The 24,576-nt window shown below is 53.4% G+C and carries 24 protein-coding genes; 2 read left to right on the plus strand and 22 right to left on the minus strand.

Annotated features, from left to right (window positions below; all coding sequences use genetic code 11):
* Nucleotides 1–13: 13 nt before the first annotated feature.
* From rplX to ACGHM3_RS20905, 22 genes are all read right to left on the minus strand, one after another.
* Nucleotides 14–331 (minus strand): 50S ribosomal protein L24, encoded by a 318-nt coding sequence (gene rplX / locus ACGHM3_RS20800; protein ID WP_345426954.1) that lies wholly within the window; start codon nucleotides 329–331, stop codon nucleotides 14–16.
* A 61-nt stretch (nucleotides 332–392) separates the two neighbouring features.
* Nucleotides 393–761 (minus strand): 50S ribosomal protein L14, encoded by a 369-nt coding sequence (gene rplN, locus ACGHM3_RS20805; protein WP_233086953.1) that lies wholly within the window; start codon nucleotides 759–761, stop codon nucleotides 393–395.
* Between the two features lie 32 nt (nucleotides 762–793).
* A complete protein-coding gene (gene rpsQ / locus ACGHM3_RS20810) occupies nucleotides 794–1,060 on the minus strand; it encodes a 30S ribosomal protein S17 (protein WP_345426948.1) in 267 nt (88 codons plus the stop codon).
* Entirely contained in the window at nucleotides 1,060–1,251 is a 192-nt protein-coding gene (gene rpmC / locus ACGHM3_RS20815) for a 50S ribosomal protein L29 (RefSeq protein ID WP_345426946.1), read from the minus strand. Before rpmC ends, rpsQ begins: the two co-directional genes overlap by 1 nt.
* Complete coding sequence (gene rplP / locus ACGHM3_RS20820; RefSeq protein ID WP_345426944.1) at nucleotides 1,251–1,664, minus strand: 50S ribosomal protein L16; 414 nt, start codon at nucleotides 1,662–1,664, stop codon at nucleotides 1,251–1,253. The genes rpmC and rplP overlap by 1 nt, the downstream gene beginning before the upstream one ends.
* Before the next feature lie 13 nt (nucleotides 1,665–1,677).
* Nucleotides 1,678–2,352 carry a 30S ribosomal protein S3 gene (rpsC, locus tag ACGHM3_RS20825; RefSeq protein ID WP_345426942.1) on the minus strand — a complete coding sequence of 225 codons (675 nt, stop codon included), beginning with the start codon at nucleotides 2,350–2,352 and terminating at the stop codon, nucleotides 1,678–1,680.
* Nucleotides 2,353–2,364: 12 nt separating this feature from the next.
* Complete coding sequence (rplV, locus tag ACGHM3_RS20830) at nucleotides 2,365–2,697, minus strand: 50S ribosomal protein L22 (RefSeq protein WP_345427033.1); 333 nt, start codon at nucleotides 2,695–2,697, stop codon at nucleotides 2,365–2,367.
* Between the two features lie 15 nt (nucleotides 2,698–2,712).
* The gene (gene rpsS, locus ACGHM3_RS20835; protein WP_345426940.1) at nucleotides 2,713–2,991 is read right to left on the minus strand and encodes a 30S ribosomal protein S19; all 279 of its coding nucleotides are present in this window, start codon (nucleotides 2,989–2,991) and stop codon (nucleotides 2,713–2,715) included.
* 32 nt (nucleotides 2,992–3,023) lie between these two features.
* Nucleotides 3,024–3,851 (minus strand): 50S ribosomal protein L2, encoded by an 828-nt coding sequence (rplB, locus tag ACGHM3_RS20840; RefSeq protein ID WP_345426938.1) that lies wholly within the window; start codon nucleotides 3,849–3,851, stop codon nucleotides 3,024–3,026.
* A gap of 11 nt (nucleotides 3,852–3,862) precedes the next feature.
* On the minus strand, nucleotides 3,863–4,159 hold the full coding sequence (gene rplW, locus ACGHM3_RS20845; protein WP_345426936.1) for a 50S ribosomal protein L23: 297 nt from the start codon (nucleotides 4,157–4,159) through the stop codon (nucleotides 3,863–3,865).
* Entirely contained in the window at nucleotides 4,156–4,770 is a 615-nt protein-coding gene (gene rplD, locus ACGHM3_RS20850; protein WP_345426934.1) for a 50S ribosomal protein L4, read from the minus strand. The genes rplW and rplD overlap by 4 nt, the downstream gene beginning before the upstream one ends.
* A 14-nt stretch (nucleotides 4,771–4,784) precedes the next feature.
* Nucleotides 4,785–5,423, minus strand: coding sequence for a 50S ribosomal protein L3 (gene rplC / locus ACGHM3_RS20855; RefSeq protein WP_345426932.1), 639 nt, complete (start codon nucleotides 5,421–5,423; stop codon nucleotides 4,785–4,787).
* Nucleotides 5,424–5,587: 164 nt separating this feature from the next.
* Entirely contained in the window at nucleotides 5,588–5,899 is a 312-nt protein-coding gene (gene rpsJ, locus ACGHM3_RS20860) for a 30S ribosomal protein S10 (protein WP_317933026.1), read from the minus strand.
* Nucleotides 5,900–6,243: 344 nt separating this feature from the next.
* Entirely contained in the window at nucleotides 6,244–7,167 is a 924-nt protein-coding gene (locus ACGHM3_RS20865) for a sulfite exporter TauE/SafE family protein (RefSeq protein ID WP_345426925.1), read from the minus strand.
* Nucleotides 7,168–7,393: 226 nt separating this feature from the next.
* Nucleotides 7,394–10,096: an AMP-binding protein gene (locus ACGHM3_RS20870; protein WP_345426923.1), complete on the minus strand. Its 2,703-nt coding sequence runs from the start codon at nucleotides 10,094–10,096 to the stop codon at nucleotides 7,394–7,396.
* Nucleotides 10,097–10,259: 163 nt separating this feature from the next.
* Nucleotides 10,260–11,288, minus strand: coding sequence for a glycosyltransferase family 2 protein (locus tag ACGHM3_RS20875; protein ID WP_390517549.1), 1,029 nt, complete (start codon nucleotides 11,286–11,288; stop codon nucleotides 10,260–10,262).
* A gap of 5 nt (nucleotides 11,289–11,293) precedes the next feature.
* Nucleotides 11,294–11,935, minus strand: coding sequence for a class I SAM-dependent methyltransferase (locus ACGHM3_RS20880; protein WP_345426919.1), 642 nt, complete (start codon nucleotides 11,933–11,935; stop codon nucleotides 11,294–11,296).
* Nucleotides 11,936–11,961: 26 nt separating this feature from the next.
* Nucleotides 11,962–14,331: an AMP-binding protein gene (locus ACGHM3_RS20885; RefSeq protein WP_345426917.1), complete on the minus strand. Its 2,370-nt coding sequence runs from the start codon at nucleotides 14,329–14,331 to the stop codon at nucleotides 11,962–11,964.
* 93 nt (nucleotides 14,332–14,424) lie between these two features.
* Nucleotides 14,425–15,534 (minus strand): GNAT family N-acetyltransferase, encoded by a 1,110-nt coding sequence (locus ACGHM3_RS20890; protein ID WP_345426915.1) that lies wholly within the window; start codon nucleotides 15,532–15,534, stop codon nucleotides 14,425–14,427.
* A 9-nt stretch (nucleotides 15,535–15,543) separates the two neighbouring features.
* Nucleotides 15,544–18,132 (minus strand): amino acid adenylation domain-containing protein, encoded by a 2,589-nt coding sequence (locus ACGHM3_RS20895; RefSeq protein ID WP_345426912.1) that lies wholly within the window; start codon nucleotides 18,130–18,132, stop codon nucleotides 15,544–15,546.
* A gap of 473 nt (nucleotides 18,133–18,605) precedes the next feature.
* Complete coding sequence (gene ilvN / locus ACGHM3_RS20900; RefSeq protein WP_345426910.1) at nucleotides 18,606–19,097, minus strand: acetolactate synthase small subunit; 492 nt, start codon at nucleotides 19,095–19,097, stop codon at nucleotides 18,606–18,608.
* Between the two features lie 2 nt (nucleotides 19,098–19,099).
* Nucleotides 19,100–20,836 (minus strand): acetolactate synthase 3 large subunit, encoded by a 1,737-nt coding sequence (locus ACGHM3_RS20905; RefSeq protein ID WP_345426908.1) that lies wholly within the window; start codon nucleotides 20,834–20,836, stop codon nucleotides 19,100–19,102.
* Nucleotides 20,837–21,215: 379 nt separating this feature from the next.
* On the opposite strand from ACGHM3_RS20905, the gene ACGHM3_RS20910 reads away from it, so the two are divergent.
* On the plus strand, nucleotides 21,216–21,779 hold the full coding sequence (locus tag ACGHM3_RS20910; RefSeq protein WP_390517550.1) for a DUF4124 domain-containing protein: 564 nt from the start codon (nucleotides 21,216–21,218) through the stop codon (nucleotides 21,777–21,779).
* 411 nt (nucleotides 21,780–22,190) lie between these two features.
* Nucleotides 22,191–24,569, plus strand: a complete 2,379-nt coding sequence (locus tag ACGHM3_RS20915; protein ID WP_345426904.1) for a TonB-dependent receptor domain-containing protein — start codon at nucleotides 22,191–22,193, stop codon at nucleotides 24,567–24,569.
* Nucleotides 24,570–24,576: the final 7 nt, after the last annotated feature.

A 24,576-nucleotide genomic window follows, 5' to 3' on the forward strand; every position in this document is an offset into this window, starting at 1 on the left:
GTCACCACCTAACTCAAGCGTCAACAGCTTCGCCGTTGGATTTAAAGACACGAATTTTCTTACCGTCTTCCAGAATTTTGAAACCTACGCGATCCGCCTTGCTGGTTGAGCTGTTGAAGATAGCAACGTTAGAAGCCTGAATAGGAGCCTCTTTTTCAACGATGCCACCGGCAACACCTGCCTGCGGATTGGGTTTCTGATGTTTTTTGATCATATGCACGCCGGATACAATCAGGCGATCATCAGCGAGCACTTTCACTACCTTGCCGCGCTTACCTTTGTCGCGGCCGGCAATGACAATTACTTCGTCATCACGTTTGATCTTACGCATTACCCGTTCCTCTTAACTTTGACCGGTATACTGTGTGTGTTGTCACTAGGAGCAATGACGGTTACAGCACCTCTGGCGCCAAAGAAATAATTTTCATAAATTTTTCGCTTCGTAATTCACGCGTTACTGGGCCGAAAATACGGGTACCAATAGGCGCTTCTGAAGCATTCAACAATACCGCAGCGTTATCGTCGAATTTGATCAGTGATCCGTCCTGACGGCGAACACCTTTTTTGGTGCGCACAACGACAGCCTTCATCACTTGGCCTTTCTTCACTTTACCGCGAGGAATGGCTTCTTTCACGGTGACTTTAATGATGTCACCAACAGCGGCATAACGGCGATGTGAACCGCCGAGTACTTTGATGCACATAACGCGGCGTGCACCAGAGTTATCAGCCACTTCTAAATAACTTTGTGTTTGTATCATCGTCCGTCTCCGAAACTATGTTGCCTGCCGAGTTAAATCTCGGTGGCACGCTCTTCAATTTTAACCAGCACCCAAGACTTGGTCTTGGACAGAGGGCGAGATTCGGAAATGGTTACCAAATCACCTTCTTTACACTCGTTGTTTGCATCGTGCGCTTTAATTTTCGAAGACTTGCTGACGTACTTACCGTAAACAGGGTGCTTAACGCGGCGCTCGATCAAAACGGTAACCGTTTTGTCCATTTTGTCGCTCACAACCTTACCGGTTAGAGAGCGAACGGTATTTTCTGCTGTTGCCATTATTCACCTGCCTTCTGATTCAAAACTGTTTTAATACGAGCAATATTGCGACGAGTTTCTTTCAGCAGGTGCGATTGGTTCAATTGACCAGTCGACGCTTGCATTCGCAATTTAAATTGCTCTTCCAGTTGTTTGATCAGCTCGCCATTTAGGTCTTCAACTGATTTTTCGCGAAGTTCTTGTGCGTTCATTACATCACCGTTCGTTTAACGAAGGTTGTTGCCACTGGCAGTTTGGCAGCCGCGAGTGCGAAAGCTTCGCGAGCGAGTTCTTCGCTCACACCTTCCATTTCATAAAGCACTTTGCCTGGCTGAATCTGACAGATCCAATATTCGACGTTACCCTTACCTTTACCCTGACGAACTTCCAGCGGCTTTTCGGTAATCGGCTTGTCCGGGAATACACGAATCCAGATTTTACCGCCACGTTTAATATGACGAGTCATGGCTCGACGAGCCGCTTCGATTTGGCGCGCAGTGATGCGGCCACGAGCGGTAGACTTAAGAGCGTATTCGCCAAAACTTACTTTAGAACCGCGTTCTGCCAAGCCGCGATTACGGCCTTTTTGCATTTTGCGGAACTTTGTACGCTTAGGTTGTAACATTTATGCGTACCCCTTATTTGCTACGTTTTTTCTTGGTGTTGTCTTCGACCTGCTCAACGCCGCCGATAACTTCACCTTTGAAGATCCAAACTTTTACGCCAATGATGCCGTAAGTGGTGCTGGCTTCTGCTGTAGCGTAATCGATATCTGCACGCAAGGTGTGCAAAGGTACACGACCCTCACGGTACCATTCAGAACGAGCGATCTCGGCACCGCCTAAACGGCCACCCACTTGTACTTTGATACCCTGTGCGCCCTGACGCATAGCGTTTTGAACCACACGTTTCATGGCGCGACGGAACATCACACGACGTTCCAGCTGTGACGCGACACTTTGAGCAACCAGAGTTGCATCGATATCAGGCTTGCGAATCTCTTCGATGTTAATATGAACCGGCACGCCCATTTTCTGGGTTAAAACGCCGCGCAGTTTCTCAACATCTTCACCTTTTTTACCGATCACAATGCCTGGACGAGCGGTGTGAATAGTAACGCGAGCTGTGTTCGCGGGGCGCTCAATCTCGATGCGACTTACTGACGCGTGCGCCAAACTTTTTTGCAGATACTTACGCACGCTCAAGTCCGTATTGAGCTTGTCGGCGTAGGCATCACTGCCGGCATACCACGTCGAGGTATGTTTCTTAACAATACCCAGACGAATGCCTGTCGGATGTACTTTCTGACCCATAACGTCTGTCTCTTAAATTTCAGCTACTTTTACGGTGATATGACATGAACGCTTGAAAATGCGATCAGCGCGACCTTTCGCACGTGGGCGAATGCGCTTCATAGTCATACCCTCATCAACAAAAATGGTGGACACCTTAAGCTCGTCCACATCGGCGCCTTCATTGTGCTCGGCGTTGGCAATAGCCGACTCCAGCACTTTCTTGACAATGGCAGCACCTTTTTTATTACTGAAAGTCAAGATGTCTAACGCTTCTTCCACGCTCTTGCCGCGCACTTGATCGGCAACTAGGCGGGCTTTCTGCGCCGACAGACGTGCACCGCTTAATTTTGCAGCTACTTCCATCATTAAACCCTCGTGTTAGCGTTTCTTGGCTTTCTTGTCAGCCGCGTGGCCTTTATAAGTACGGGTAGCGGAAAACTCACCCAACTTATGACCAACCATCTCTTCATTAACCAGCACAGGTACGTGTTGACGACCGTTGTGCACAGCGATGGTTAGACCGACCATTTCCGGCAGAATCATCGAACGACGTGACCAAGTTTTGATTGGACGTCGGTCGTTTTTTTCAATCGCAGCTTCAACCTTGTTAATCAGGTGAAGATCGATGAAAGGACCTTTTTTCAGTGAACGTGGCACCGTGATTTCCTCTTCAGCTAGTTAATCGCGCGTTACTTCTTGCCGCGACGACGAACAATCATGTTATCGGTACGCTTGTTAGTGCGCGTCTTATAACCCTTAGTTGGGGTACCCCATGGGCTGACGGGATGACGACCACCAGAGGTACGCCCTTCACCACCACCGTGTGGGTGATCAACCGGGTTCATCGCAACACCACGTACAGTCGGGCGAACACCACGCCAGCGAGAGGCACCAGCCTTACCCAGTGAGCGCAAGTTGTGCTCCGAGTTAGACACCTCACCGATGGTTGCGCGACAGTCGGCCAATACACGACGCATTTCACCGCTGCGCAAACGCAAGGTTGCGTACGCACCTTCACGCGCAACTAACTGCACTGAAGTACCCGCAGAACGGGCAATCTGAGCGCCTTTACCAGGCTTAAGCTCAACACAGTGAACAACAGAACCCACGGGAATATTGCGCAATGGCAAAGTATTTCCCGCTTTAATAGCAGCGGCACTACCTGATTCAACAGAATCACCCGCTGATACACCTTTAGGCGCAATAATGTAGCGACGCTCGCCATCGGCGTAACAAACTAACGCGATGTAAGCACTGCGGTTTGGATCGTATTCCAAACGCTCTACCTTGGCAGGAATGCCATCTTTATTACGCTTAAAATCGATTACTCGATAATGCTGCTTGTGGCCACCACCAACGTGACGAGTCGTAATGCGACCCGCGTTGTTACGGCCACCAGACTTGGATTTCTTTTCTAACAAGGGCGCGTATGGCGCTCCTTTGTGCAAATCTGGGTTTACAACGCTGACGACAAACCGGCGGCCAGGCGATGTGGGTTTACGTTTAACAATAGGCATGTCCCAACTCCTTACTCGGCCACTTGAAGATCAATCTCTTGACCTTCTTGCAAGCGAACGTACGCTTTCTTCCAGTCGCTACGCTTGCCCATTCCGTGACGAGTACGCTTGGTTTTACCCTTAACAGTTAAGGTGCGCACAGCTTCCACGTTGACATCGAACAACTTTTCGATCGCTGCTTTGATTTCGGTTTTGGTAGCGTCGGTGGTCACTTTGAAAGCCACCTGATTACCAGCTTCACCAGCCATAGCTGCTTTCTCAGAAACAACTGGGCCTAACAGCACTTTATAGAGACGTTCTTGACTCATCCCAGCACCTCCTCAAATTTTTTCAGAGCAGCTACCGTCATTACAACTTTGTCGAAACGAATCAAAGACACTGGGTTAACACCAGCTACGTCACACACATCAACCTTGTGCAGGTTACGCGCGGACAAGTACAAAGACTCGTTAACGTCTTCGGTAACAATCAACGCTTCGCTGATGTCGTATTGAGCCAACTTCTGCACCAACGCTTTGGTTTTTGGCGCTTCAAGATCGAAGTTCTCAACCACAACCAGACGCTCCTGGCGAGCCAGCTCAGACAAAATGCAACGCAAAGCACCGCGGTACATCTTTTTATTCAGCTTTTGATCGTGATTGCGAGGCTTAGCTGCGAAAGTAGTGCCACCACTGCGCCAGATTGGGCTGCGGATAGTACCAGCACGGGCACGACCAGTACCCTTTTGACGCCAAGGCTTCTTACCACCACCAGAAACCTCAGAACGAGTTTTCTGTGCTTTGGTACCCTGACGAGCGCCAGCCATGTAGGCCACCACTGCTTGGTGAACCAAATCCTGATTAAATTCTTTACCAAAGGTAACTTCGGAAACGCTTACAGTTCCGCCTTTACCTTCAGGTGTCGCAATTGATAATTCCATAAAAACCCCCGGTATTAGTTGCGAGCTTTAACAGCCGGACGCACGATAACGCGACCGCCAGGCGCACCTGGAACGGCACCTTTGATTAATAAAAGGTTACGTTCTGCATCAACACGCACCACTTCAAGGTTTTGCACAGTTGTGCGCGCAGCACCCATGTGACCCGCCATTTTCTTACCCTTGAATACTCGGCCTGGCGTTTGACACTGACCGATAGAACCGGGCGCGCGGTGCGACAATGAGTTACCGTGGGTAGCGTCTTGGGTGCGGAAATTCCAGCGCTTAACACCGCCAGCAAAACCTTTACCTTTAGAAGTACCAGTAACATCGACTTTTTGACCCGCTTCGAAACCTTCCAAGGTTAGCTCGGAGCCAACTTCGAAAGTAACTTCAGCGGAGTTACGCAGCTCAACAACAGCACTACCCGCCTCAACATTGGCTTTGGCGAAGTGACCTGCTTCTGGCTTGGAAACTCGGGAGGCACGACGAGAACCGACAGCAACCTGAATGGCACTGTAGCCGTCTGTTTCGACGCTCTTGACCTGGGTAACGCGGTTAGATTCGATCTCAACCACAGTTACAGGGATGGACTCACCCGCATCCGTAAAGACGCGAGTCATGCCGCTTTTGCGGCCGACAATACCTATTGTCATCTCTATAGACCTCTCAGTGTACGGGGCTTTTACCCGCTATGGCCGCCCATTTCAGAGCGTTACACAAACCCGACTGTTGCCGGGCTTCGGCGACTTGTATGATCCCTACCAGTTTTCAGCCATAAGCGTGCGCCCTGACTGAACATAATAGGAAGTGGAGTTTATTAACCTAGACTAATTTGAACTTCAACGCCTGCCGCTAGATCTAGCTTCATCAGGGCGTCTACAGTCTTCTCAGTTGGTTCAACGATATCCAACAAGCGCTTGTGTGTACGAATTTCGTATTGATCACGCGCATCTTTGTTAACGTGCGGCGAAATCAGTACAGTGAAACGCTCTTTGCGAGTTGGCAGCGGAATCGGACCGCGTACCTGCGCACCAGTGCGCTTGGCGGTGTCGACGATTTCTTGAGTAGAAGCATCAATCAGTTTGTGATCGAAGGCTTTTAGACGAATACGAATACGCTGATTCTGCATTGAACCAAACTCCAAAAAACTTAAAGAACTTTTCCGTTAGGGCCCTCTTTACCGCAGGGGGTAAAAAGGAGGCGCAATTCTAATGATGCAGTATGGGTATGTCAACAGCAGTTTGAAGATAAATTAATCAACGCCAAGACAGGGATTAGGAGGGCAACGACCATTTGCATGCGGGCGCCGTGACGACCGGATTAAAGTGTGTCGAAGTGCTCCTTGGCAATATACAGGAAGCATCAGCCCAACCAGAGCTTGAGACCCATCGCATAGTTGCTAAAGTAGCGACCGTAAAAAAACCTGAATCAGTCTATTCAACAGCTCTACCGCCGATCGAGCCATAAAACTTGCTACCAGCAGTAGTGATGCAAAAGTATCAACACCCCATCCACCAGCACCACCATCGAAAACAACCACTTGAGCCCAGCGCCCTGTTCGCTGACCAAATCGGCCCAGAAGCCACCGAGTGCCACACGACCAGAGAACTTGCGCGCCAACCATGGGCTAAGGGCCTTGCCCAATTTGGCACCAGCAGCACCACCTAACAACACACCCGGCACGGTAAACAACAAAAACTGCCAAACAATGCCGCCCAATTGGGTATGGCACACAAAAGCCACGACGGAGCAAACCGCCAATACAGCTACACCAGTCGCTACCGCCACGGTAAATCGCACCCGGTAGACCAGCAATAAATAGAGGGCTATAAATTCACCAATACCTATGGCCGCCCAGGCGGTCACCAGTCCACCCAGCAACGCCATCAGGGCAAAACCGGCGGCGGCTGGATTGGGCTGAAACTGGACTTTTGCCCGCTGGGCATCCCTACCCAGCTTAATCTCCGCCAGGATCACCAAAAAGATGACAATGGAAAGCCAGCCAAAGAACGGCTTGATTTGACCCGCCGGCAACACCCAGATAAAGGTTCCGCAAATAACGCCAATGGCGCCAGCCCCGCCGCCCAGCAACAGCGCCCGGCCATCGATATAGCTCCGGCTCCAACTCAACGCCCCGGAAGTCATTCCGAATGCCTGGGTCGACAGGCTTAGCTTTATCGACTGCTCGGGGCCAAGGCCAAAATAGTAGGTAAAAAGAGGGAAGAACAGAAAGCCGCCACCCACGGCGGTAGCATTAGCAACCGCTGCCGCCACAAACGCAATTGGGGTTATCAGCGCGTTGACCGGAAAGTAGGCGCTAATTAGCAACCAAAACCCGGTCAGAACAAAGACAGCAAAGCGCGCCAGGTTCCAGCGCAAAAAAAGGGCATTACACATGAATAACGTGGGCTATCAACAATTCACCCCGCAACGGCTTCCCTGACACTTCGCGAAGGCGATCTAAAACAATGACCAGCTTGAACAGCTGCGGACACCCCAACATTGCCATCAAATCCAGAAGCAATTGAGGCGCGTCCGATATTGACTAACAGTGGCGCAAACGACGGTACTGCCTAAAAGCAATCTTCAGCGACGCTACATCGGGTACTCCAGTGCCGGCACCCTATTGTCGAAACATGCAGCGAGCAATTTCGGAGGCAATGGGCTCTACATAAGCTTCCATCAGCAAAGTGGAATGGCCCGCCGCCACATCTATTTTAGTCAATTGCACGCCGCCCTGCGCCTTTTCCCAACCCAGGCACTCACCAGCAAAAAAGTACTGGTAGGGCGTGTCGTCGATAGCTAGGTCGGTTAGGGCATCCAAATCATCTCGTTTGGTGGTGGCCTTAAATAAAGTGACGGCCCCGGCGTACAGTGGCCGCTGCTCAGACTCGCGCAATTGCCGTTCGGCATAGCGCAGCACGGTATCCACATCAGGCGTAGCCACGCGCCATTGTGGCAGGCGGTTTAATCGGCGGCCCAGCTTTAAACTGACTAAGCGGAATTGCCGATCGGCCGCCTCCCATACTCGCCTTATCCGGTAGCGGGAGTATGACACTACCTTGCTGAACAAATACGAGTAGCGCACCACGGGGGCTAACTGCACCATTTGCTGGGTAAGCTGATTTAGACTGGCCGTGGTGGTATAGGGCAAGGGCTTGGCATCGATATAGTGGGAGTCGAACAAGAATACGTTGTGCACGGCAACGCCCCGCGATTGCAATTTCGCCGCCAGGCAATACGCCAAGAACCCACCGATACACAACCCCGCCAAGTAGACTCCGTTGCTGGTATCGGCAGATTCCAACAGCTCGCAGTAATAATCGGTGAGTTCATCAATAGTCAGGTGACTGATAGCAACCTTACCCACGGACTTTGGCGCCACCCCATACACATTGATGAAATCGGGCAGGTGCTTCACCAAGGTGTAGTAAGGGATTAAATCACCATTACCATCGTGCACCACAATCAGCGGACGAGCTTTGCCACATTGCTGCTCGGCCTGGTTTCCAGCCGCCACCTGGCGAAGGCTTACCAGGCCCTGCTCTGGCTGCCCCTTGGCTTGCATGCGTTCGGCCAAGGCTCGCACCGAAGGCGCCAATAAAAACTCATTCATGGGCAGCGCCACGCCCAGTTCGGACTCAATGCGGCGAGCGATATCAATGCTTGCCAGGGAAGTAACACCGAGTTGAAAAAAATTATCGTCCACACCCATCACCGGCAAACCCAGCACCGATTGGCAAATCGACAATAGCTGCTGCTGCAATTGCGTCTGTGGCGGGGTGATATTCGACTCCAACATCAGGTTATCCCGAGCCGGCAGCGGCAGCGCGTTGCGATCTATTTTCAAATTAACATTAACCGGCATGGTATCCACGCGCACAAAGGCACGGGGATGCATCACGGACGGTATGTTCTGAGCCAAAAATTGCCGCACTTGGGCCAATCGCTCAATCGTTAGGTCGCGCTCCAGGTAGGCGTATATGACTTTATCGCCAGCCTCGGTGCTTTGGCTCATGGTCACCACACCAGCCAGCAACGGCATGCGTCGCAGCTGGGCATCCACCTCGGCCAACTCCACCCGCACGCCATTTATTTTTACCTGAAAATCTTTGCGGCCAAGCAATCTCAGCTCGCCGTATTCGGTGCACACACCCACATCGCCAGTTCGGTAATAGCGGCCCCCAGGCACCGACAAAAACTTTTCATCGGTAAGATCCGGGCTGTTTAAGTAGCCCAAAGTCACACCGGGGCCGCCAAAACAAACTTCGCCTTTTTCGCCCGGCAGCACAGGCCGCAACTCGTCATCCACCACGGCCAAATCAACAGTCTCAAAAGGAGTGCCAACGAAGGTTTTGGTGGGAGGACGATCGGGATAATAGCGATGGGCAGTGCCCATACAGGCGATTTCGGTGCAGCCATAGACCACAAAAACTTCCGCCCCAGGGAACAACCGCAACAGCCCACACAGTAAATCCGTGGGGACCAAATCCCCACCCATTGAGACGTGTTTAAGGTGCTGCCCCTGGGGCCAAGCTTGACCCTCAGCCACAGCGCCAAGCAGCGGTTCCACGATGCGCCGCATTAACGTCGGCCCACAGTGAATCATATTGATACGGGTGAGCTCATGGGCCATGGCGGCCGGGTCCAGGGCCACACTGCGGGGTAAAACCCGCAAGGTACCGCCCGCCACCAGCGGGCACAGCAGCTCAAAAAAGCTAATGCTGAAAGTAAATTTAGCCACCGCCGCCATCACAGTGGCTGCGTCCATTTTAAAGCGCTCCACGGCGCTGGATAAGTAGAAGGCTAGATTCGCATAGCTGCCCAATACGCCCTTGGGCTCGCCGGTGGTTCCGGAGGTAAAAAATAGATAGGCCGGATCGTCCGCACACACGATGGGCAGGTCCCGGGGCTCCTGCCCTGTCCCCCCTGTTAGCTCCTGCTTTAATTCTCCCAGCACCAGAGCCTTACTGCCAGCCGGAACCTGTCCGCGGGTGCTTTCTTCGCACACCACAAAGGTCGGTTCAGCGCGAGACACAAGGCTGGCAATGCGCTCGGCGGGAAATTCACGGTCGAGCGGAAAATACACCCCTGCTAAAGAGAAGATCGCCAGCATAACAGCCGGCTGCTGCAGGCTAGGCGGCAACAGCACAGCCACCCGCTGGCCAGCGCTACAGCCTTGCTCGGCGAACAACTGCACCAGCACGGCAACCTGCTGGTGCAATTGCTGGTAGGTCAGCTGCTCTTCATTAAACTGAACCGCGATCGCGTCAGGTTGCCGAGCAGCATGTTTGGCCACTACTACATGGGGCAAAGAGTTCTGCATTTGGTGCTTTAAACCTCAGGCTTACTACAGCAGCGCGCCTACTCTACGGCGGGTATAGCTGCCAGCAAAAAACGGAGCCAACGGATTAGCACCCATTAAATTCCACCCACTTTCACAATATTTGTCGCCAGCACAGCACTTACCGCTAATGACCACCCCTAATCTACTGGCCACCCCTCACAAAGACACTGTGACTAATGGAATCACGCAATAAACCGGGCGGATCTCGATCGGGTTTGCGCTGCAAGCAACGGCGTAGCCGCCATGCGGCAAAGCATATTATCCAGCAAGCATCTGCGCCAGCAGCGTACAACAAGGAGTGGTTTTTCACAAAATAATAGCGCCGCGAATCAAACACAAACTTGGGCAAGGGTTTGGGCGCGCCCTCTCGGCTGGTAACACCGGTGGAGTCACCGGCAATGTGCATCACTTTACTGGCGGGCACATACCAACACTGCCATCCGGCACGATGAGCCGCTAAGCAGAAGTCGGTCTCTTCGTAATAGAGAAAATAGTGTTCGTCCATCAGGCCAACGTCTTCAAACACCTGGCGACGCACCAACAAACTGGCACCGGGCAGCCAATCAACCTGTTCGGTGGAATCGTCCATTTCACGTACCGTGGCGTGATTGCGCAACAGCCGAGTCACCAACCCTAACTGCAAGCCCCGGTTGACCTCGCCCAAGATACTAGGAAAGCGAAAGGCATTGCGCCACAGGGAGCCATCGGGGTTTTCAAAACAGCCACCGCACAGCCCAGCCTCGGGGGTGCGCTCCATAAATTGGTGCAACTGGCTTAACGCACCAGGACGGACTTCGGTATCGGGATTTAACAAATGGATGTATTGGGGCGGCGAATCACTGGCCAAGGCTTGGCGGATGGCAAAATTATTGCCGTAGGCATAACCGCCGTTTTTCGGGGCGGACAAGGCCACAGCCCAAGGCCATTGCTGGGCAGCGATGTAATCCCGGATGGCTTGGAAGGAGCCATCTTGCGAGTCGTTATCGACCACCACCACACAGGCCTCGGGTACCGATGCAATTTCTGCGGCCAACCTATCCAAACACGCATTGGTGCGCGCGGCCGTGCGATAATTAACAATAACCACTAAATATTGGCACTGAGTCCAATCCATATTTCTACCTGCGATAATGGCGAGCAATATTGCTTGCTCGCCATTCAGTTCTTGCAACCGTTCTACACGCTTGTGTAAAACACTACTGCGGGCTGACCTTTGGGGTAAGACCGCCGGTTTCCGATATCCAACTGCGGCACCTGGGCCGGAGAAAACTCGGCTGTTTTGGCCAACCACGGGGCTCGGTCAAACACGGCCTTTTCGATTGGATTTAGGTACACAATCTTAATGGGCCGAGGATTCGCCTGCAGCGATTCATAGATACGAGCCAGCACCTTGGTTAAGGTGTCTGCGCCGAATGGGTTGTACATAACGATGACGGTGGCCTTGCTGTAGTCGTACTGCACCGCGTTGCATTCAATAAAATGCAGGTTGTCTCGCGCACCCCTAAACCCGTCACAATTGCGCCTAGCCTGCTCGATGAAACCGCGGTTGGCATCAATACCAATACCGGCCTTTACTGGGTAGCGAAAGCCGGCAAAAAAGACTGGCCTACCCAGCCCGCAACCCACGTCAAGTAAGACGTCTTCTGCGCCAAGCCCCACACAATCAAAAACCTGCCGCAGGGTGCGGTAGGAGGCGGGCGAATAGGGTCGACCATCAGCCACACCGGAATCGGAAAACCCAAATGTGTTGACGCCTAAACGCCAATCCCAAAGGAAATCTTTTAAATGCAATAACCGGGAGCGAACACCTAAGCCCATCTATCACCAACCTCGCTACAGGGCACCTAGATAATAAATTTACTTTTCAGTCCGCTGTGTTCATAGGCGTACCAACTGCCAATACCCACCGCAAGGGCAGCGGCAGCTAACAACCAGGGATTGGGCCCGACAATGTTCATCAATACGTAAATAACAATACCATTTGTGACAAATAAAAAGAGTGTACTGGCCGCAATTGTGTCGATAATTTTACGTATCCAGCGGGTGGCATACACCGTACTGAAAAACGTCAGCCCCACACAACCCAGCGTTAGCCAAGCGGTTTTACTGTGCCAGCCAAACGCCACCAGGGCCACACTGATGCCCATCACCGCCACCATCAATCGCCACGCCAGCGTCTGCGCGTGGTAGAAGGTCCACCCCACCACAAATAACGCCAAGTGGGAGGCAATGGGCCAGCCCTTGAGCGCGCCCTGGGGTTGCACCAACCACTGAAACAATAGCGTTGCTGCCACCACCAAAGCACAGGCCACCAGCGAGCATTTTTGCATGCTCTCCGCCAGCCAACGGCGCGATACCGGCAGCGAAAACACCAAACCCAGCAGCAGCAAGCTTTGCGTCAGTTGCTGCACAAACCAAAACGGGAACACCAGCGTTAAATCATTGCCCAGATAATTTTCGTAGAGCAATAACAGCGGGATATCGATGTGTTTTTCCGTGGCAATAAACAACGCCGCAAACGCGTAATAAGGAATAAGAGTAACGCCGATAAACTGGCCAATTTTCTTCCAGCGCGGGCCACTGATCAGCGCATCGGTTTGGAAGCGAGCAAAGTTGTAACCCACCAACATAAACAGTAACACCGTGGCTCCGTAAAGCGATTCCACACCAGCGTGGATCACCACCACCGCCAAGATCGCCAGGGCCCGCAAAAACACCGTGATTTCCACCCGCGCGATTTTGGGCGCGGTTGGCTTTTTCAGCGCGGCCAACTGGGCCAAGGGCAATCCTTCCCAATCCTTGGGTGGATGGCCAATGATATCCTCGAGCTTGGTGCTGACTTGCACATAACGCAGGGAATCCCCCCCCAGGGTTTTAAACGTATCCGCAGGCTCCACCAGGGCGCCAAAGTATTCCTGAAATAGCGCTACCACAGGGTTATCAGATTGCGACTCAATGGCCCGAGCCGGCTGATGCAAATCGGCCAGCGCCTTGCGGCGCACCTTGCCCGTGGCGGTTTTAGGTATGGCCGCCACCTCAGCAACATGCACGGCGTCGCCGGCTTGCAAGCCAAACGCCTGCAAGCTTTGCTGGGCCAAGCGGCGTAACTGAGCCACATCCTCGGCACAGGTGGTAGCCACAAACACACCCTGGCCACGCAGAGCATCTGGCACCGCACAAACGGCAAATTCTTTTGCCTCGGGCATGGCGGCGGCAAGGCGCTGTTGCAGTTCATCTGGGTTTATTTTTACCCCAGCGCAATTAATGATGTCGTCGGCACGGCCGCGATAGTACAACCAGCCCTGTTTAATCTCGCCCAAATCCGAGGTAACTAACCATCCGTCGTCATCCACCAACGGCTGCAGGGTTTCACCCACCCACTTGCCGCTGGCCAAATGCTCGCCACGGATTTTTATTCGGCCATCCTCGGCCAGGGCAATTTCCACATCGGCGTTCAGATCACCCACACTCTCTAAGGCCTCGGCCGGCGCAGCAGAAATAGTTAGCAAGGTAGAGCGCGAGGCTTCGGTCAGACCGTAGTGCTGAACAATGATGGCCTTGGGGAAGAGTGCTTTTAACTGGGCTTTTTCCTCGCCGCTCATGTATTGGCTGCCGATTTCTATCCAGCGAATTTTATCGCCGTGGGCGGCAAACTTGGCGGCGTTTTCCAGCACAATCCGCCACAGGGTAGGCACGGCAGAAATGGCATTAATGGCGCCCTGCTCCAGCAAGCCCAGCAATTCAGAAATATCGAAGGCCCCGGCAGGCAAATAGGCTTTACCGCCAGCCGCAGCCACCGCCCGCAAGCGCCCCAAACCAAAGGAATAGGTCACGGGTACGCCAACATACTCGCGAATGCTACTGTCCACCGACATGGCCTTATTGAGCCGCTCCACCACTTTGGCCAGAGCTCGGTAGCTCACCAAAATTGCTTTGGGGCGGCCCTCGGTACCGGAGGAAAAAATAATTTGGGCAATGTCATCACCCTGGCGCTGCACCGCGGGCAAACTCACCCACCCACCACCGGGCTGGGGCGTTTGGTCTGCAAGCTCGCAGGTTAAATCCTCGCTGGGGCCACCCGGGTTATCAATAACAAAAGGCTCGCCACGGCAATAAAGCTCAAAGGCCTGCTGGGCGAAATCCACCGAGCTAATTTTGGCTAGGCGCACCAATCGAGACGGAAGGGCCAACGCTTGGTGGGTAGAATGGTTCATAACAAAATCCGTTGTTGTGCGCACAGCATCAGCCCGGCAGTGCAATGCCTAGGGCCAACACCCAAAAGGCCTAGCAATAAAAATTGCAAAAGCTTAGGCGGGAGCGGCAATGGTCTGCTGCGTATTATTATGTGACGACGGCTGTGGCGCAGACTGACGGCTGAGATAGCGCTTTAAAGCACTATCCACCAGCCAGTTATTGGAGGCGTAGGCGACTTTAACGGCTTCGCACTGGGGCTTCCATCGGTCAATCCAATCCACGCCGGTAACAAAACTGACTTTACTCAAGTAGTGCTCGGAGTCTGGCTCGGCAATCAAGCCATCGATGAGTAAATACCCAGGGCTGATGTCAGAGTGGCTTTCATCGTAGGCAATTTTTAATAAATTCAGCGTGCTGTTGATTTGCACCCCCACCTGGGCGGCGATGGGTTTGCCAGCCAAGGTGAGCACATTCACAGAAAGCACGCCATCGGCACTGAAGCCCTGTATCAATGCCTGATAGTACTTAAGCTTATTGGGCTGCTGGGCGATGCTGGTGCCCTCGCGGCCTTTCCAACCCGAGTCTTCCAATTGCAAAAAGGTATCAAAGGCTGCCGCGGCCTCGGCGTTGCGATAACGCTCTATGACGATCTCACCCTGCTCCTGGGCCTTTTTTAATTTGCGCCGCATGTTTCGATTAAATTTGGAACTGTAGCCGGCATAGAACTGCTCCCGGCCTGCGGACAGATCCAAAAATTTGGTCACGTGGCTGTTTTTGTTGGGTAGCTGGCTGCCGGCTATCCACCGTGCAGCGTGGCTAGACTGGCTGATGCAATCCAATTTAAATAATCGAAATTTAAGCCCGGCTCGTTTTAATTCAGCCAGCAATTGTGCCACCGGTAAATCGATATCCTCGGGGATGAGGCCATCGCACAACCCCATCTCATTGGCATAGGCCAAACTCACCCCAGGTACCGATAGCGGCCCAAGCTTTAACTTGGCTTGCTGCAGCGGAATCACAGCCCGTAATTGCTGATCCTGGCGCGCCACGGCAAATAACAGGTTCTGAGGTTCAGCCACGGTGGCCAAATGCGCGCCGTACCAGGCGGGGAAATGCAAAAAATGGCTGGCCTGCCCCTGGGCGGCCTGGCTCCAATCTGCCTGAATATCAGCAAAGCCCTCGACTCCCCTGTGTAAAGTGAGCTGTATTTTGGATTGAGACATAGATTCGTTTCAGATTGGGTTTTTGAGGTATGCCAAAATATCTTGGCACATGCGCGTAAGGCCGCTGCCGGTCATAACGCCGGTGTGGTCGGTATCGTAATCTTTGATGTGCAGGTCGCCATTGAGGTATTTACGCCAGCCGTAATCCTGCCGACCGCGCATACCCAAGCCCAAATCCATTTGCGTAGCGCGCACCAAAAATACTCGGCCACTGTATTTGTGAATGGATTTTTCAAATTTCTCTGCGGCGAAATCAAAGACCTCTTCGCGTTCTTTTTGGCTGCTGTGAGCGCCACCCACACGATTGGGCCGCTGACTTCTAAACCAAGTCCGGGCCAGACCGATTTGCACCGTTTTCAACAACCCCTGGCGTCGTACCAATTGGCCGACATCTTCTACCAGTGCTGACATGCGCCGCTGAAACGCACTGGGCATGTAGGAGTCGATCATTACCACCGATTGCACCGCAATGCCCAAGCACTCTAGCTGTTGCGCCACTTCCACCGCCAGCACACCGCCAAAGGAGAAGCCCGCCAGAATGATGGGACCGCCTTGATGCTGGCGCAAAATCGCGTCCATGTAAGCTTGCAGAAACTTTTGCGAATCAAACCCGGCTGCGTCGCTACTCAGCGGCTGGTTGAGCATGGCAATTTCTTGTTTGCCAAACACGCAATACACCGGATTACTGGCCGCGAACTGCTGTGCCAGCTCATTATAAATGCGCATGCCACACAGGCAGTATATAGGCGTACCCGCGTCGGCATCATTGAGCTTGGTAACGGTAACCTCTTGGCCGAAACCGTGGTTGGGGTTATCCAGAATTTGACGAATGGTGGGCGAGGTAAAAATCACATCCGAGGCAAAGTCGATGCCCGTGGCCTTGCTCATCACCTCTACCGCTTGTAACGCCAGCAGGGAATGGCCACCCAGATTAAAGAAATCATCGTCGATGCCCACACCCGGCACATTGAGTATGTTTTCCCACACACGAATAATGCAGCGGTCCAGATTATCTCGGGCGTCGCTGGCCACGGTTTTTGCGCTGTTTAGCACCCGTTCACGGGAGTCTTCGGCAAGGGCCCGGCGGTTAATTTTTAAATTGTCAGTTTTCGGAAACTCATCAAATTGCAAAAAATGCTGGGGCACCATAAAGCCGGGTAAATTGGCGTTGGCGTAGTTCTTTAGAGCCAAGCTATCGGTTTGGCGGCCGAGGTAACAACACACCAGGCACTCGTTGCCAGCGGCCAGATCAACCCGCACAACCACGGCCTGATCGATGGCATCGAGCTGTTGCATGCGAGCTTCGATATCACCGGGCTCAATGCGGTAACCGCGAAGCTTAATTTGGCCGTCGATGCGATTGATGTATTTCAGCGCACCGTTGGCTTGGCGACACACCAAATCCCCAGTACGGTACACCACCCCCGGCTCAAGCGCAGGCGCGGTGATAAATTTTTCCGCCGTGAGTTCCGGCTTGTGATAGTAGCCTAGGGTGACGCCATCGCCACCAATTAATAACTCACCCGGCGTGCCATCGGCCACCGGCTGCAGCTGCTCATCCACCACATGCAGGCTGGTGTTGGCAATGGCACAGCCAATAAGAATATCGTCCTCACCCGGCGTTAACAGCTGGCAGGTAGACCAGACAGTGGTTTCCGTGGGGCCGTACATATTCCACAGTTCGCAAGTGGCGCCGTGCAGGATGGGTAACAGGTCGGCAGGCAGAGCCTCTCCGCCAATCAATGCCCTCAGCGGCACCGGCGGCTGCCAATGGTTATCCAACAGCATGCGCCAGGTGGAGGGCGTTGCCTGCAACACGGTGCACACATGGCGTTTGATCAGCGATCGCAATGCCGGCGCGGAGCGGGCTTCATCGCGGCTGGCCACCACCACACAGGCTCCGGCAACAATGGGCAGGAACAACTCCAAAACGTGAATATCAAAGGAAATGGTCGTTACCGCTAGGAGACGATCCTGCGGTGTCAGGCCTGGCTTTTGCTGCATGGACAGCAAAAAGTTTTCTACGTTGCCCTGGCTTACGGCAACGCCTTTAGGATTACCCGTGGAGCCCGAGGTATAAATGATGTAGGCGATGTCGTCACGCTGGCTGACTTCGGCGAAGGCGGCAACATGGGCATTGCAGTGGGTTTCTGAGCCGCTGGGAGACTCGGCAGCGGTGAGGGTTTCGATAGCGACCACATCGCCACCAAAACTCAGCGCATCATTGGCCTCGCCCTGCACCACCAACAGACGCACACCGGCGTCATCGAGGATGTATTGCTGACGCTCCACCGGATAGCTCGGATCCACCGGCACATAGGCTGCCCGCAGAGACCACACCGCCAGCAAGAGAGGCAATAGATCAATGGTACGGGGAATGGAGACCGCAACGGTGGCACCAGGCACCACGCCACGGGCTTCTAACCCCCGGCGTATCTGGGCCGCCCGCTGCAACGTTTGGGCGAAAGTAAGGTACTCGCCCGAGCAGGCGATGGCCGCATCATCCGCACGATGTTTTGCGTGATGCTTTAAGCTGGTAAGAACAGCCAACTGTTCAACCTCACAGGATTCTAGCGAGCTTGGCAACCTTGTTAACATCGAGTGCTATTTCGTTCCCTGCTTATCCCGGCTTAAGGATAATTCTCGTCGTTTGATGAAATTCGTGCTTGGATTTAGCGAACCGGTGCGCCCGCCCTTCCTTATTAGAGTGCTCCCCCCAATACCGACGAACACCCGGGTATTCGGCCCTGGGGTTATCGATGCGTTGCGTTAGCCCACGCAATGCCGCACGAACGATAACAACAATAATAGTTGATAAAGCGCGCTTAGGATCTAGGGCAATTTTGACGCCACTGGCCGGCGCCATGGTAACCGATTTTGCTAATATTCGACACTAATGGCATCCAGCCCTAGCGCCACCGTTATATAGACGTTTTCTGGCGCGTAAATTCTGCTAAGTTATGTAAAAAAAGACAAACCTGATTGCCGACGGGCGGCGTGATTCGCAGCTCTAATAGAACGAAAACGGGGGCCGAAGCCCCCGTTAATTCAGTACTGCAGCACACTAATTATTAGTAGCTGAGTACTTTTTCACCGCGCGAAATACCCGAAACACCGGTGCGCACCACTTCCAAAACGGCGCCCTCACCGAGGGACTCTACAAAGGCGTTGAGTTTATCGCTGGTGCCCGCCACCTGAATCACGTACACGGTGGGGGTTACATCGACGATTTGACCGCGAAAAATATCCGCACAACGTTTAATTTCGTCGCGCTGCGAACCGGTCGCTTTTACTTTAATCAGCATCAGCTCGCGCTCAATGTGGGCACCTTCACTGAGATCCACCAGTTTAACCACATCAATCAGCTTATTGAGGTTTTTGGTGATTTGCTCCAACTTGTGCTCGTCACCGTCGGTGGTGAGCGTCAGCCGGGATAACGTTGGGTCTTCCGTGGGCGCAACGGTGAGGGTTTCAATGTTATAGCCACGCTGCGAGAACAAACCCACCACCCGAGACAACGCACCCGGGGCGTTTTCCATTAAGATCGAAATAATTCTACGCATGATTAGGTTCGCTCCGTTTTACTCAACAGCATGTCTCGCATGGAGCCATTGGGGGCTACCAGCATGGGATAGACGTGCTCGGTTGGGTCGACGTAGATGTCCATAAACACAACGCGATCTTTCATGGCAAAACACTCTTCCATTTTGGCCTCAAGCTCGTCACGTTGAGTGACGCGCATGCCGACATGGCCGTAGGACTCCATCAATTTAACGAAATCTGGCAGTGACTCTTCGTACAGGCTCTCGGAGTGGCGACCACCGTATTGCATATCCTGCCACTGCTTAACCATGCCCAGTGCTTGGTTGTTTAGGCAGATAACTTTCACTGGCAAATGGTATTGAGTGAGCGTAGACAGCTCTTGAATACACATTTGGATACTGCCCTCGCCGGTGATACACACAACGCAAGCGTCACGATCGGCCATTTGCACACCCATGGCGGACGGCAAACCAAAGCCCATGGTGCCCAGGCCACCGGAGTTGATCCAGCGGCGTGGCTTATCGAACAGATAATACTGCGCGGCAAACATTTGGTGCTGGCCAACATCAGAGCAGACATAGGCATCACCCTTGGTGACCTTGTGTAGCATCTGCACCACTTCTTGTGGCTTGAGCATATCGCCCGAGGTGTCAAAGCGGTTGGCGGTGTACAAACCGTGGCGCTCACGCCAGACATCGATTTGCGCCCACCAGTCAGCGATGGCGGCGGCATTGGCGCTGGTGTCGGCACCCGAAAGCAGGGTTAACATCTCAGCCAAAACGCTGTCTACCGCACCCACGATGGGGACATCCACGGCGATGGTTTTGGAGATCGACGCCGGGTCGATATCCACATGAATGATCTTGGCGTGCGGGCAGAATTTGCTCGGCGTGTTTGTCACACGGTCATCAAAGCGCGCACCAATGGCCAAAATCACATCGGCGTGGTGCATGGCGGTGTTGGCCTCGAAGGTGCCGTGCATGCCCAACATGCCCAAAAACTGACGATCTGTGCCCGGGTAGGCTCCCAATCCCATTAGCGTGTTAGTCACCGGATAATTCAGTTTTTGCGCCAGGGTGGTCAGCAGTTCGCTGGCATTGCCCTGCACCACGCCACCGCCGGAGTAGATTACCGGGCGCTTGGCTGCCAACAGCAGTTGCACTGCCTTTTTAATTTGGCCGGTGTGACCGCGCTCAGCGGGGTTGTATGAGCGAATCTTCACCGACTCTGGGAAGATGTACTCAAACTTTCCTGCTGGGTCGGTCATATCTTTGGGAATATCCACCACCACCGGGCCGGGTCGGCCGGTAGCCGCCAGATAATAGGCCTTGCGAATAATCGTTGGGATCTCGGCCGGGTCGCTGACCACAAAACTGTGCTTTACGATGGGCCGGGAAACACCAATCATATCGGTTTCCTGGAAGGCATCTTCACCGATTTTACTAGAGATAACCTGAGCTGAAAGCACCACCATCGGGATGGAATCCATCTGGGCGGTGGCGATACCGGTAATAGTATTGGTCGCACCGGGGCCGGAGGTGACCAGCACGGTGCCGACCTTACCGGTGGCCCGGGTGTAGCCATCAGCAGCGTGGGCGGCAGCCTGCTCATGGCGCACGAGAATGTGTTTTACGTCTTGTTGGCGAAAGATCGCATCGTATATATGTAAGGCTGCGCCACCAGGATAGCCAAAGATGTGTTCGACGCCTTGGTCACGCAGTGCACGTACCAGTAGATCTCCACCGGATAGCTTTTCCACTGTTTAATACCCCTTCATCATTCGGGCTGTTGCATTAGTTTTCGCTTGGCACGCGCCATTCGGCCAGGGCCCCTTAGGGTTCAGCCAGTTAACGGAACGCCAAGCTATGAAGAACTCCCCGCGATCACTGGTTTTTGTCCAAACGGTCGCGGAAGGACGAGCTTACTGTCGCAAACTCCGTCGGAGGATGGTAAGGCAGGGTTTTGACCCACCTGGGGTAGATTCAACCGTGGGTGGCTGGACCGAATCTACTCGCCATCTTGGGAACCGGCAATTGTCGTTTATTGACCAACAAAGTCAAGGCCGAAGCCAGAAAAGTCAAACACCGCACAATTCCGAGCACCGATTAATGCGCCACGGCTGGAATGCACTAATATGTATGAGTGGCCACTATTTATTCTTACCTACCTCGTCAGATACTCGGGCAGGGCCGGGCGATGCCACTGATTTTTCATTCCATGTGGAGACAAGGGCTCGTTACATGCTCAGCCAACGCACATTATCCGTCGCTGCCGGGTTAATACTCGTCAGCACCACGCTGGCCAGCCAATCCGCCACCTTGTATAAGTGGGTCGATGCCGACGGCACCACGCACTACTCCCAGCGCCCTCCGGCGGAAACGGCCGAGTTTGAAAAGGTGAATAGCTACCACGCGCCGGGCAACTCAGGTGAAGCCAATGAGGCCCAAGCGGACGCCAGCACCAAAGACGGCATCACGCAACCTAGCCAACAGCCCGAGCCAACCAGCACCGAAGCAACGGCCAGCGCTCCCAAACCGGCATCCGAAGAGCGCTGTGACAAAGCACGCAACAACCTTAAGGCCCTAAATAGCTTTGCCCGCATACGCATCAAAGAAGATGGCGAGCTACGGTTTTTAACCGAAGATGAAATCATCACCCGTCGGCTGGAGGCCCAAGCCCTGCTAGACGACCAGTGCAACTAGCCACTCCAGGCAGGTGTGTGCAGCTTATTGGCGTTCGCGACCACCAACCTACTGTCCAGCTGCTGGCATTTATTGCAAAGCCGGCAGCCAACCACAAAGCACCACTCCCAGGCTAACGAAATTCTGTAGGGGCTCTCAGCGCTTTCACCTAAAGCGCCTTCAATGATGTTCGCCGCTAGGGCGGCTTAAATCCATTGCCTGCAGGGGCTCCCAGCCAACTACCTGGCAGGTACAGCTCGCTCCAAATTCTTCACGCGCCCATTTTTCACACGGCTAGCTCGCCATTCCGCTGCTCTTCATCTGACCCCACGCCACTGATAACTTTTAACTATCACAAAAAATGGAAAAAGTAATAATGATATTAATTATCATTAGTAACACCACTATTATTTATAACGAGTCTGGGAATACATGAAAAAGACGATATCACACGCTTGGGTCGCCCCAACCGCCGCTGCGCTGCTGTGCAGCCAGGCCACATTCGCCAACGACGACACCGAAAGCAGAATCACGGATGAAATCACGGTGACCGCCTCTGGCTTCGAACAGAAAATCCCCGATGCGCCCGCCAGCGTTTCGGTTATTTCCCGCGATGAATTGCTATCTCGCCCCCACGTTAACCTGCTGGATATGCTGAAGTACCAAGAAGGTATCGACGTGGGTACCAGCCGCGATAAAACCGGTCAGGGTTCCGTTAGCATGCGCGGCCTCACCGGTGAATACACCTTGTACTTAATTGATGGTAAGCGGCAGAACAACCACGGCGATATTTACCCCAACAACTTCGGCGGCAATGCCTTTGGCCACATGCCTCCGGCCGAAGCCATTGAGCGCGTAGAAGTAATCCGCGGCCCGGCCTCTACCCTGTACGGCTCCGATGCCCTGGGCGGTGTTATCAACATCATTACCAAAAAAATCACTGACCAGTGGTACGGAAACGCCACCGTCAGCGGTACTGTGCAAGAAAACACACAGTTTGGTGACGACCGACAAGGCGAATTCACCCTTGCCGGGCCACTGATCGCCAACACCCTGGCCATTGGCCTGCGCGGCAGCTACTACGAAAGCGACCCCTCCACACCAGAATTAGCTCCAGCGACAGATCCAAATGGCGTAGTACACTACCTAGATGCTGTTGGATTTGGTAGCGGCGGTCGCACCGTAGACACTGAGTCCACAGCTTACGGCCTGAGCCTCACCTACACCCCCAACGAAAATCATACCCTGCGGTTTGATTTTGATGACTCCCAGCAAGTTTACGACAACACCCCCATCGTCAATGCCGAGACCGGGGAACTAAGCTACCCACTGGGCACCAAGGACAATATCGAGTCCATCTGGCGCGCCAGCGGCGGCGCTGTTAGCCCGCGCGCCGGTTACGCCGCCGACCAGGAGTTTACCCGCCAATCTTGGTCGTTAACGCACAGCGCCGACTGGGGCCCAGCCAATAGCCAAATTTCTTTGGCCTACGTAGATACCAGCAACGAAGGCCGCACCCAGCCACTTACCGTAACTGAGCGCCAACTTTTGCAAGAAATGTACAGTGGCACGGGCATTTACGCTGGCATGTCGGAAGAAGAGCGCAAGGCCTTGGCCGAAAGCACCTTCCTACCGCGCCCGGACCGCCCCCTGGAAAGCAGCCAATACACCCTGGATGCCCAGGTAGATATCCCCTTCAACGCCGCTGGCCGCCACATGCTAGTGGTAGGCGGACAAATGATTGATGGCGAACTGGAAGACGGCGTATTTGGCATGGAGAGCAACAACCCCGGTGCCGTACAAGACCAGGAAATGTACTCCTTATTTGTGGAAGACAGCTGGACCATCACCGATCCACTCACCGTTACCATGGGCGTGCGCTACGACGAACACAAAGTGTTTGGCAGCCAAGTATCGCCTAGGCTTTACGGTGTGTACCGCCTAAGCGACGCCTGGACCGTAAAAGGTGGTGTTAGCACCGGCTACAAAACACCGCAAACCACAGACCTTTACGATGGCATCACCGGCTTTGGTGGCCAAGGTACTTCGCCTTTTGCCGGCAACCCGGATCTACAACCAGAAACCAGTGTTAACAGTGAAATCGCGCTGTATTGGAATAGCCCAGAGGGCCATAACTTTAACATCACCTACTTTGATACCACCTTTGAAGACAAAATCGCGCGTGGAGATACCATCTCTAGCTGTACTGCAACCGGCGGCGTGCGCCCTTGTGTCAACCTAGGTGTGTACAATGAGCTTGGATATTCCACTTACTCGCAGAAAATCAATATCGATGAAGTGGATATAAACGGTGTGGAAGTTGCCGGCCGCTATATGTTGGGCAGCCAGTTTACGTTAAATGCTAACTTCACCTGGACCGACAGCGAACAGAAAAGCGGCGCAGAGGAAGGCCAGCCGCTAACCAATACCGCTAAAAATATGTTCAATGCCAGCCTCGATTGGCACGCCCTGAATAATTTAACCTTCACACTGGAAAGTGAAGTACGCTCGGACCGCTACCGCGGCTGGGATTCAGTGCTCGATAAAGCCCAATACTACGAGAGCTATAGCTTGTGGAATTTAGGTGCACGTTTTGCATTGAACGACAACATCACCCTGCTGGGCCGAGTGAACAATCTGCTGGATGAAGATTTCACTACGTACAAAACAGAGTATGTTGATCTCGACGGCGACGGTAGCTATGCCTACTGTAGTGACCGAGGCTGCGACAATGAAGTCATCACTACAGACGATTACAACATCATGGCAGCCAGCCGTAACTTTTGGCTGAGCATGCAAATCAGCTTCTAAGCCACTG

Source organism: Halioxenophilus aromaticivorans (assembly GCF_042850945.1).
In the GTDB taxonomy this organism is placed as follows: Bacteria; Pseudomonadota; Gammaproteobacteria; order Pseudomonadales; family Cellvibrionaceae; genus Halioxenophilus; species Halioxenophilus aromaticivorans.